Source organism: Streptomyces sp. NPDC048337 (assembly GCF_043201175.1).
Classification (GTDB): Bacteria; Actinomycetota; Actinomycetes; order Streptomycetales; family Streptomycetaceae; genus Streptomyces.
On the sequence record NZ_JBICYR010000008.1, the window covers coordinates 292,413 to 302,969 of the forward strand.

General features: G+C 70.6%; 9 protein-coding genes and 1 pseudogene. 7 read left to right on the forward strand and 3 right to left on the reverse strand.

All coding sequences use genetic code 11. The features are described from left to right. The first annotated feature begins 89 nt into the window (after positions 1-89). Entirely contained in the window at positions 90-749 is a 660-nt protein-coding gene (locus ACGFYU_RS16780) for a GPP34 family phosphoprotein (RefSeq protein WP_393828025.1), read from the forward strand. Here ACGFYU_RS16780 and ACGFYU_RS16785 read toward each other — a convergent pair. Next, a complete protein-coding gene (locus tag ACGFYU_RS16785) occupies positions 746-1,264 on the reverse strand; it encodes an NUDIX hydrolase (RefSeq protein ID WP_393828026.1) in 519 nt (172 codons plus the stop codon). The genes ACGFYU_RS16780 and ACGFYU_RS16785 overlap by 4 nt on opposite strands. 186 nt (positions 1,265-1,450) lie before the next feature. Between ACGFYU_RS16785 and ACGFYU_RS16790 the strand changes: the two genes are divergently transcribed. Then, positions 1,451-2,902 carry an NAD(P)-binding protein gene (locus ACGFYU_RS16790; RefSeq protein WP_393828027.1) on the forward strand — a complete coding sequence of 484 codons (1,452 nt, stop codon included), beginning with the start codon at positions 1,451-1,453 and terminating at the stop codon, positions 2,900-2,902. Positions 2,903-2,906: 4 nt separating this feature from the next. Here ACGFYU_RS16790 and ACGFYU_RS16795 read toward each other — a convergent pair whose 3' ends face one another. Beyond that, on the reverse strand, positions 2,907-3,986 hold the full coding sequence (locus ACGFYU_RS16795) for an ATP-dependent DNA ligase (RefSeq protein ID WP_393828028.1): 1,080 nt from the start codon (positions 3,984-3,986) through the stop codon (positions 2,907-2,909). A gap of 75 nt (positions 3,987-4,061) precedes the next feature. Between ACGFYU_RS16795 and ligD the strand changes: the two genes are divergently transcribed. After that, positions 4,062-5,081, forward strand: a complete 1,020-nt coding sequence (ligD, locus tag ACGFYU_RS16800; protein WP_393828029.1) for a non-homologous end-joining DNA ligase — start codon at positions 4,062-4,064, stop codon at positions 5,079-5,081. Between the two features lie 46 nt (positions 5,082-5,127). On the opposite strand, the gene ACGFYU_RS16805 is transcribed toward ligD, so the two are convergent. After that, positions 5,128-5,637 carry a hypothetical protein gene (locus ACGFYU_RS16805; protein WP_393828030.1) on the reverse strand — a complete coding sequence of 170 codons (510 nt, stop codon included), beginning with the start codon at positions 5,635-5,637 and terminating at the stop codon, positions 5,128-5,130. A gap of 321 nt (positions 5,638-5,958) precedes the next feature. Between ACGFYU_RS16805 and ACGFYU_RS16810 the strand changes: the two genes are divergently transcribed. The 4 genes and pseudogenes from ACGFYU_RS16810 to ACGFYU_RS16825 all read left to right on the forward strand — a co-directional run. Next, a complete protein-coding gene (locus ACGFYU_RS16810) occupies positions 5,959-6,225 on the forward strand; it encodes a hypothetical protein (RefSeq protein WP_393828031.1) in 267 nt (88 codons plus the stop codon). 196 nt (positions 6,226-6,421) lie between these two features. Then, entirely contained in the window at positions 6,422-8,785 is a 2,364-nt protein-coding gene (locus tag ACGFYU_RS16815; RefSeq protein WP_393828032.1) for a hypothetical protein, read from the forward strand. A 3-nt stretch (positions 8,786-8,788) separates the two neighbouring features. Further along, a complete protein-coding gene (locus tag ACGFYU_RS16820; protein ID WP_393828033.1) occupies positions 8,789-9,841 on the forward strand; it encodes a hypothetical protein in 1,053 nt (350 codons plus the stop codon). A 294-nt stretch (positions 9,842-10,135) separates the two neighbouring features. Beyond that, positions 10,136-10,460: pseudogene (locus ACGFYU_RS16825) on the forward strand (transposase); the annotation flags it as partial. Between the last annotated feature and the right edge of the window lie 97 nt (positions 10,461-10,557).

Genomic DNA, 10,557 nt, shown 5'->3' on the forward strand with positions numbered 1-10,557 from the left:
GACTGCCGGTGCGGGACTGCCGGTGTGGAACTTCCTGCTGCCGCCGGACGTCCTTTCCTTCGAGGCGCGCGGGCAACGGGGGGCTGCTCATGGGGATCACGCTGGCGGAGGAGATCGTGCTGCTGTCCCTGGACGGGGAGTCCGGGGTGGCGCGGCAGCGGCAGGCGGTGGGCTGGGCCGCGGCGGGCGGGATCCTGGTCGAACTCGTCATGGCGGAGCGGGTGTCGGTGACCGACAAGTACCTGTCGCTGTCGGACACCACGTCCACCGGGGAGGAACTGCTCGACAGCCGCATCGGGTTGATCGGCGCGTGGTTGCGGGGGCGCAGCAAGCGCCGGGTGACGGACTGGCTGACCAGGGACCACACGCGGGCGGTCGGCGGCGCCCTGGAGCGGCTGCACGCGCGGGGGGTGGTCGGGGCGGAGCTGGACAAGGTGCTCGGGATGTTCCCGCGGCGCCGACACCCGGAGGCGGACGGCACGGTCGGGCGCGAACTGCGGGAGCGGCTCGGGGCCGTGGTGGTCGGGGGACTCGATCCGGACGAACGTACGGCCGGTCTGGTCGCCCTGCTCCACGCGGCCAAGCTGCACCGGCTGGCCTTCCCCGACGTGCCGCGCAGGGGTGTCGCCGCGCGGATGGCGGAGATAGCCGCCGGTCAGTGGGCGACCGACAGCGTGCGCGCCGCCATCCGTGACACCCAGGCGGCGATGGTGACGGCCATGGCGGCGACGGCCGCGGCGACGAGCTAGCCGGCCTCGGCGGCCGTGGGGTGGTCCGATGTCGCGTGGTCTGCCGTCGGGTAGTCGTACGAGGGCACGTGCGGCAGGGTCGCGAGCTCCGGGCGCCAGGTGCGCAGGACCGCCGCCGACGGGGCGTAGAGCGCGGTGGGGATCTCTGCCGGGGCGAACCACTGCCAGCGGGCGATCTTGTGGGGCTCGGTGACGGCGGGCACGCCCTGCGCGGTGGTGGTGACGGCGGCCGCCGTAAGCCGGGTCACGCCGGACTTCGCGTCGATCTGGACGGAGAGCACCCGGATCCCCTCGGGCGCCGCCCGCAGATCCGTTTCCTCGGCCAGCTCCCGGGAGGCGGCCTGCTCGAAGCCCTCCCCGGGGTCGACCTTGCCTCCGGGCAGTTCCCAGCGGCCGTCGTGCGCCTGGCCGAGCAGCACCCGGCCGTCCGGGCCGACGACGACCAGCCCGACGCCGACGACGGCGTTGGGCTGGGGGACGGCCCGCTCGGGGCGTTCGCCGGTCTTGGTGGTCATGGACGTCCTTCCGCTGTGGGCATGGCTCCATTTGCCACTTCGGCAACAACCTGTGTCAAGCCGGGCCCGTGGTGCGAGCCGCCCCGGGCGCGCTCTAGGACATCTGTGCGGGTTTCGGCCAGGGTCCGTCCGCGCAGGCTCTGGGCGGTGTGATCGTCGTACGGTTCATCGGCTCAGGGGGGCGCAATGGCACATGTGCTGGTCATCGGCGGAGGTCTCGGGGGACTGGCCACGGCGCTGCTCACGGCACGGCGCGGGCACACGGTCGAACTCTTCGAGCGGGACACGCGCGCCCCGGGCACCGCGCTCGACCGCGACTTCTTCGGCTGGCGGCGGCCGACCGTACCGCAGGCCACCCAGCCGCACGCGCTGCTGGGCGCCGCGCGGAACGTGCTGCGCGACGAACTGCCGGACGTGTACCAGGAGATGCTCCGGCTCGGGGCCCGCGAACGGCACGAGCTGGACTGGTTCGACGTACGCCCGCCCGCGCGCCCCGGCGACGAGGACCTCGTCATGCTCCAGGCCCGGCGCATCGTGCTGGAGAGCGCACTGGCGAGCGCCCTGCGCGCGGAACCGGGCGTGGTGGCGCGGTACGGGGAACCGGTGACCGGGCTGATCACGGACCGAGGCAGTGGCGGCGGCGACGCGGGCGACGGGGGCGACGGGGGCGACGGGGGCGACGGGGGCGAGCGGGGCGGGATCCGGGTGACGGGAGTGACCACCGGCGCCGGGAGCCACGAGGGGGACCTGGTGGTGGACGCGGGCGGGCGGCGCGGCGGCGCCGAGCGCTGGCTGGCCGCCGCGGGCAGCCGCCCACCCGTCGTCGAACGGCACCGCACCGGGCTCGCCTACTTCTGCCGGTGGTACCGGCTGCCCGAGGGCATGGCGGAGGGTCCGCGCCGGCCCTGGGCGGTCACGGGCGGCGCCTTCGCCGGATGCGCGGTCTTCCCCGCCGACAACCGGCTGTTCGCCGTGACGCTGTTCGTGCACACCGCGGACACCACGCGCTCCGCCCTGCGCGACCCGGCCGTCTTCGAGGCCGCCGCGCGTGCCTTCCCGCCCGGCGCGGCCTGGCTGGCACTGGGCGCCGAGCCCCGGTCGGAGGTGCTGGCCACCGCGAGCCTGGACAACCGGTGGAGCGCGCTGGCCGACGAGCGGGGCCCGGTGGTGAGCGGGCTGGTGCCGGTCGGGGACGCGATCACGCACACCAACCCCACCCTCGGGCAGGGCACCTCGCTCGCGCTGTGGGCCGCGCGCAGGGTGGCCAGTACGGCACACCGGGACCCGGGATCCTTGCAGTACGCCGCCGACCACCACGCGTGGGCGGTGCGCACCCTGAAGCCGTGGTTCGACTTCCAGGTCGTCGCCGACGCGGCCATCGGGGAGCGCTTCGCGACCCGGGCGGTGCGGACGGGGCCCACGCGCGAGGTGGCCGCGCTGTTCGACTGCGCGCTGGAGGACCCCGAGGTGATGCGGGCGCGGGCCCGGGTCCGGCACCTGGCCGAGCCGCCGGAGCGGGCGTACGCGGATCCGGAGATCCGGGCCCGGGTGGCGCGCTGGCTGGCCGCGCGGCCGGAGTACACGCCGAACGCGGCGGGGCCGGGCCGGGCGGAGTGGGAGAAGCTGACGGCGGGATGAGCCTTCAGCGGGCTGCGGAGGGCGGCGGGCCGAGCACCTCGGCGAGGTCGTATCCGACGACCTCCTCCAACTGGTCGTAGGTGCAGCTCTCCGGCGCCCGGTCGGGCCGCCAGCGGCGGAACTGGGCGGTGTGCCGGAAACGGTCGCCCTCCATGTGGTCGTAGGCGACCTCGACGACCCGCTCGGGGCGCAGCGCCACCCACGACAGGTCCTTCTTGCCGGTCCAGCGGCTCTGCGCACCGGGCAGCCGGGCGCCCTCGTGGGCGGACTCCTCGGCCCAGGCCGCCCACGGATGGCCCGTGGGGTCCGGCATGCGCAGGGGTTCGAGCTCCTCGATCAGTTCGGCGCGGCGCTTCATGGGGAAGGCGGCGCAGACGCCGACGTGCTGGAGGGCGCCGTGGCCGTCGTACAGGCCGAGGAGCAGCGATCCGACAATCGGACCGCTCTTGTGGAAACGGAAACCCGCGACGACGACATCGGCCGTACGCTCGTGCTTGATCTTGAACATGAGGCGGGCATCGGGCCGGTAGGGGAGATCGAGCGGTTTGGCGATGACCCCGTCGAGCCCGGCGCCCTCGAACCGCTCGAACCACTCCTGCGCGAGCGCGGGATCGGTGGTCGCGGGCGCGAGGTGGACGGGGGGCCGAGCGGTGGAGAGGGACTGGGCGAGGGCGTTGCGGCGGTCGGCCAGCGGGGTGTCGAGGAGCGCCTCGTCGCCGAGCGCGAGCAGATCGAAGGCGACGAAGCTGGCCGGGGTCGTCTCGGCGAGCAGCTTCACGCGGGACGCGGCGGGATGGATCCGCTCGGTCAGCCGGTCGAAGTCGAGGCGCCCGCCCTGAACGATCACGATCTCGCCGTCCACGACGCAGCGGTCGGGCAGGTTCTCCCTGAGGGCCGTCACCAGCTCGGGAAAGTACCTGGTCAGGCTCTTGCCCGTACGGCTGCCGATTTCGACCTCGTCGCCGTCGCGGTGCACGACGGCCCGGAAACCGTCCCACTTGGCCTCGTACTGCATGCCGGGCGGGATCTTCGCCACGGACTTCGCGAGCATCGGCTTCACGGGCGGCATCACTGGCAGATCCATGCCTCCGATTCTGCGGTGGTACGTCCGGCCCCGCCCGGTGTGCGCGCCCGCCCGGCCCCGCCTACCGTGGCGCACATGGGTGCTGCGGGCAATGCCATCGAGCTGGAGGCGGGCGGGCGCACGGTACGGCTGTCCAACCCGGACAAGGTGTACTTCCCGGAGCGCGGCCTCACCAAGCGGGACGTGGCCGCGTACTACCTGGCGGTCGCGGACGGCATCACCCGCGCCCTGCGCAACCGGCCGACCACGCTCGAACGCTTCCCGGACGGGGTGGAGGGCGAGTCCTTCTTCCAGAAGCGGGCCCCGAAGAACCTTCCCGACTGGATTCCGACGGCCCACATCGCCTTCCCCAGCGGACGCTCCGCCGACGAGATCTGCCCGACCGAGCCGGCCGCCGTCCTGTGGGCCGCCAATCTGGGCTGCCTCACCTTCCACCCCTGGCCGGTGCGGCGCGATGACACCGACCGGCCCGACGAACTGCGCATCGACCTGGACCCGCAGCCGGGCACCGACTACCACCACGCGGTGGCCGCCGCCCACGAACTGCGCGCCCTGCTGGAGGAACTGGGCCTGCGCGGCTGGCCCAAGACCTCGGGCGGACGCGGGCTGCACGTCTTCGTACCGATCGAGCCCCGCTGGACGTTCACGGAGGTCCGGCGCTGCGCCATCACCCTCGGCCGCGAGCTGGAACGACGGATGCCGGGCAAGGTCACCACCGCCTGGTGGAAGGAGGAGCGCGGCGAGCGGATCTTCGTCGACTACAACCAGACGGCGCGCGACCGCACGATCGCCTCCGCCTACTCCATCCGCCCGCGCCCGCACGCGCCGGTTTCGGCGCCGCTGCGCTGGGAGGAGGTGGACGAGGCCGAGCCGCGCGACTTCGACATCGTCACGATGCCGGCCCGCTTCGCCGAACTGGGCGACCTGCACGCGGAGATGGACGAGCACGCCTTCAGCCTGGAGCCCGTACTGGAACTCGCCGACCGCGACGAGCACGAGCACGGGCTGGGAGACATGCCCTACCCCCCGGACTACCCGAAGATGCCGGGCGAACCGAAGCGCGTCCAGCCGAGCCGGGCGAAACGCGAGGACTGACTCGCGAGCGCTGCAACGCCGATGACGGCACGGCGGTGTTCGGTGCTCAGACACAGCTTCGTACCACTGGTCTCAGGCGCCGCCACTGCGAACCGCTGTGGAAACCGATCACGACGCCGATGGTGACGACCGTCGTGATGAGGATGAGCGCCATCCCTGACGGATTGCGGTGGTTGTACACGTAGCGCTGGGTTCCCCAGCCGCTCCGACGTTCGAGGGCGGCCGGAAAGGGCGCGGCGGTGTCGACCGGGGTTAGGGACAGGCGCATGCAGAACGCCGCGCCGGTGTGCTCGGTGTTGATCGTGTACCCGGCCGTTCCGTTTCCCCGGACACGCACCCCGGGCCCCGGTCCTGCGCCGGTCTCCGGGACAGCGGCGCGGACCAGGTCGTCCTGGGGTGCGTCGCGGTTCGTGTACCGGGGCTTGGGGTTCAGTGCATCGGCGGCCTCGTGGACGGCCGCACGAAGCTCGCCCTCGCTCCAGTGCCAGTTGCTGTAGAGCGAGTAGAGGACGCCGATCGCGACGATCGGTGCGACCACGATGAGGGGGCGGCCCACAGGATGGACGGTTCTGCTGCTTTTGCTTCCGATGGCGTTGCTGCGGGCTTGACGCTGTCGTGGTTCCGCGGCCGCGGGAAGGCCCGGGTGTTCGGCTGGGCGGCGGTGGGCCTGTACCTGCCGGCGTCGGACTTGGAGGATCCATCCGTGCGGGATTCGCAGCCCTCGCCCCGCCCGCACAACGCGACCTCGCGGCATACGATGATGCGAAGATCACGATGTGCTTCCGGTGTGCCACGCATAACCCTTCGCACCCGCACACCTTGATAGAACTGACATCCGAGGCATTCGCGGTCTCGAGGGACAACCACGGGGGAGACGATGGGTTTCGACGAGGAATGGGCCCAACTGCGCACGGAGGCGGCGGCACGCCAGAACCCCGCCATGCGTCTGAACCAGCTCGCCGCACCGGACGGCGGCGGAGGCGGCTCGGCCGACTTCGGCAGCGACGAGTCGAAGAAGAAGATCGCATCCGGAAAGCTCGGCGGCGAGGTCAAGACGCAGACGGAGACCGCCGCCAAGAAGGCCGACGAAGAGACAGCCGCCGCCATCACCGCCTTCTCCGGCTGGGACACTGCGGCGGGCTGAAGACGGTCGAGACGACCTGGGACAATCAGGTCAAGAACCTGCTGAGCCGCCTGGCCACGGAGTCCCACAACCTGGCCGTCACACGGCGGATGTTCCTGGGTCAGGACAACGAGATATACAACGGCTTCCGCCCGCTGCTGAAGCCCGCGCCCGAGCCGGGCGTCGAGGCATACCGCTGAGAGGGGAGCAGTAGACCATGGGACTCACGTACAAGAAGGTCATGTCGACCCAGTACGACAAGCTCACCGCCGCGGCGAAGGCCTGGGACGACATGGCGGGCGACTTCAAGAAGGCGGAATCGGCCTACGCGGCCGCCACCCAGGGGCTGGCGCAGGGCAACACCACCTGGCAGGGCATAGCCCAGGGCACCGCGTACACGAACTTCGCCGGCACGCAGTACGAGTACGGGGCCGCGCAGACGCAGGCGAAGGCCGTCGCAAACCTGCTGCGGGACGCGCACGGGCAGTTCACAGAACTGAAGCAGCGGCTGGAGTCGGTGGTCGCGGACGCCCGCAAGGCGAAGATGGCCGTCGACGACGAGGGCAACGTCCGCCCCGACCTGACCGCCCAGGAACGCTACGCGTACGTCCACGACCCCGACGGCCAGAAGCTGCTCGGGGAGTGGAACAAGGCGGCCAACGACTGGGCCGACCAGATCAAGAAGTACGTCAAGGCCTTCGAGGACGCCGACGCCGGCGTGAAGATGGCCCTGGACGCCGCCGTGAAGGACAGCAACAAGGACCGCATCCCCGGCGGCAAGGACGCCACGGGCAGCGGCTTCAACGCGGGCGCGAAGAGCGACATCGAGCAGTACGAGCTGGAGCACGCCAAGGACGTCGCCACCCGCCTCAACAACGGCGAGAAGGTCTCGAACGCCGACGTCGAGAGCCTCAACCGCATCCTGCGCGACAACGGCAACACCGCCTTCAAGCACCACACGGACTTCGGCCGTGACTTCGTGACGGCCATCGGCGGCGCCGAAGGAACGATCAAGCTGTCGAACACGCTCAACAACGGCGCGCACGGCAGCGACTCCGGCCGCAAGGGCCTCTACGGCGACACCAACAAGATGCTGGCGAACACCCTCTCGAACGCCACGCAGGTGGTCTTCGAGGACGGGAAGAAGAACCCTCCCTACGGCACCAAGGAGTACCGGGAGGCGTACGAGAAGTGGTCGAAGAGCTCCGACGCGAAGTTCTACAACGACTTCATGGGCGACCTGAAGAAGGCCGGCCTGGACAAGTTCGACCTGGACGTCGCAGGTGACAAGGCCCCCATGACCCGCGGCCAGGGCCAGGAGATCCGCGGATACCAGGGCCTGGTCACCCTCATGCAGCAGGGCAGCGGCTACTCCCCGCAGTTCCTCGGCGACCTCACCGACCAGATGATCGACGCCGAGAAGAAGGACAAGGACGTCTGGGACCTGCACGGCACGTTCGAGGGCAAGAAGGACGGCTGGTTCGCCAACGACCCCGTCGACGCAACACTAGGGATCATGAGCCGCGACCCCGCGACGGCGACCGGCTACCTCGACCCGGCGAACGACGGCGACAAGAACCGCCTGGAGCACCTGCTGACGAAGCGGGACTGGGACGTCGTCAACACCGCCGACTGGCGCGGCAACATCGAGGTCACCGGTAAGGACACCTTCGACAAGGACGCCCGCGCCGGCCTCGGCCTGGCCATCGAGGCAGCCACGACGGGCCGCGCGGCCGGCTCGCCGGGCGCGGAACTCGGCCACCACAGCGAGGCCCAGGCCCGCATCATGCACGACACGATCAACCTCCTCGACTACGGCAGTGCCACCGGCAGGGGCGGCGACGACTCGAAGGCGAACGGCGACAACCTGCTCAAGGAGCCGGGCTACGCGAGCATGCGCGGCTCGCTCGCGAGGGCACTGGCCTCGTACACGCCGGACATGGTGGACACGATCGTCGGCGACGGCACCATGAGCGGCCGGCCCGGTTCCGATTCCGACGGAAGCGACTCCCGGATCCAGAACAGCCGGAGCAGCATGCTCCGCATCATGCGCGGCGTCTCCGAGGACCCCGAGAACTTCTTCCTCCTGCACGAGGCCGAGCGCCGCTACACGGCACATCAGCTCACCACGCAGGACCTGTCCGATCCCGAGGCCGTCAAGAACCTCGCCGCGAAGATCGGCGAGGCCAACGGCGCGTACAACGCGGTCGGCGGCGATGTGAAGTTGGGCGAGCGGGATTCCAAGCTGAGTGCCGCCGGCGACCAGCGCGTTTACGGCTACCACGTCGTCGGCGGTGCCGTCACCGGCATCCCGGTCGTCGGCGACATGGCCCAGCGAGTAGTCGACGGCTACTGGAACGAGTGGCTCAAGGGCGTCACCGCGGAACAGGGCCTGCTGGCCCGGGACCGCATCAGCTCCGGCAACGACGCCGCCCAGGACGACCTCAACGCGATCTTCGACAGCTGGGGCATGCAGACGCGGCAGTCGGACACCATGATCGACGCCGCCCAGCGAGAAGCACGACAGAGCTATACGAGCGGGCGCGAGAGCGCCTACGACGCACTGCGGGAACGGAAGTAGTCCATGGCCATACGCACACGAGGTACCCGCCCCGGGCGGGCGGTCGCCGTCCTGGCCGCAGTGGCCGCCCTGGTCGGCTGCGCCGGGCTGCTCACCTTCTGGAACACGGATGCCCTGGGTCCGGACCACTTCTGCGCCGGCGCCCTCACCTCGACCGAGGCGGGCTCCGCGCTCCCCGGCCCCGGCCGGATCGTCCAGCAGAGCCTGCAGGACGGGTCGGACCCGTACTACGCGTTCTCGTGCAAGGTGCAGCGCACCAACAAGTTCCTGAGCGACGACCAGCCCGGTCTGGAAGCCGAGCTGTCCTTCGACGGCGCAGACTTCGCCTGGACCGGCTCCGCGCTATGGAAGGACGCCTCCGCCTTCTCCTACTTCGTCGGCGGGGCGACCGGTGCGGCCTCCGAGACGCAGGCATGGGTCCTGCTTCCGGTCGGCTGCCCCGGCGCGGTGCGGCCCAACTCCAAGGAATCCGAGGTCCCGGTCCTCAAGGTGAACCTCGCACAGGGCCGCACCACACCCGAGGCGCTCGCCCGTGTAGCGATGTCCGGGGCCCGGCACGTGGCCGACGGCCTCGGCTGCAAGGACACGGGCACCTTGAAGGACCCCGCCCACCTGCAGGGGCCGGCCGGTGCGCCGAAACCCACTGACCCGGCCAACGCATGCGGCATTCCGGGGTTCCGGCTGCCGGAAGCGGCTCTGGTCCAGGGCAAGGCGGAGCAGGGTACGGAGCGCGTCACCGGCAAGGAGTCCCGAACCCGGGTGTGCAGCCTGAACCTGGACGGGCCGGCATCACCACGGATCGACTTCGCAATCAGTGACGACCCCGTTCTGGCCCAGGGAGTACGCCGCGACAAGGCGGCCACCCAGGACCGCGCCCGAACCGTCACAACCTGCACGAACGGCGACCTGTACCTGGGCATGAGCTTCAACGACGTCTACCGTGACCTGCTCCTGGACGAAGGCATGGACAAAGCCTCGCAGGCCCGAACGGCGCTGTTCGACGCGTTCACCAACGCCGTGACCGCAGAGCGCGGCTGCGGGAAGACGACAAGCTGACCCGTCCGCCGATCCGGGGGCTCCTGGGTCGGCGGACCAACACGAGGCGACGGCCGACGGGGCTCGGCAGCACGACTGTGCTAACGCGGAGACACTGCGCGCCGCGACACTCGGCCTCGGCATCACGATGATCCTCAAGCGCCGTCGCCGCTGACCTCTCCGGGCCCCGCCGCCCCATCCGGCGATGTACGCACTGCTCGATGAGCAAGAACTGCGAAAGCTATTTAGAACTCCTAACGAAATGATCTTCGAGCTGATTGGATCACTCCGGGACGGTTGATCCGGGGGTGCGGAGTGGCTCGGCCGAAGCCGTGGCATGTTGATGACGAGCTGTGGGCGGTGGTTGAGCCGCTGTTGCCGAAAGTGGAGCGCCGGGTTCGGCATCCGGGGGCGCAAGCGGCATCCGGACCGGCTGGTCTTCCAGGGCATCCTGTTCGTGCTGCACACCGGGATCGCTTGGGAACATCTGCCGCAGGAGTTCGGTTTCGGCTCGGGCATGACCTGCTGGCGCCGCCTGGCCGAGTGGACCGAAGCCGGTGTGTGGCCCCGGCTGCACCAGACTCTTCTGGCCGAGCTGCGCGGTGCGAATGCCCTGGACTTTTCACGGGCAGCGGTCGACGGGGTCATGTCCCTTGGAGTGGTGTAGCTGATCATTCGGTGGTGCCGGGCAGGCAGGTGTTGTCGTCTGGGTAGAGGCTGTCCATGCTCTCGATGGA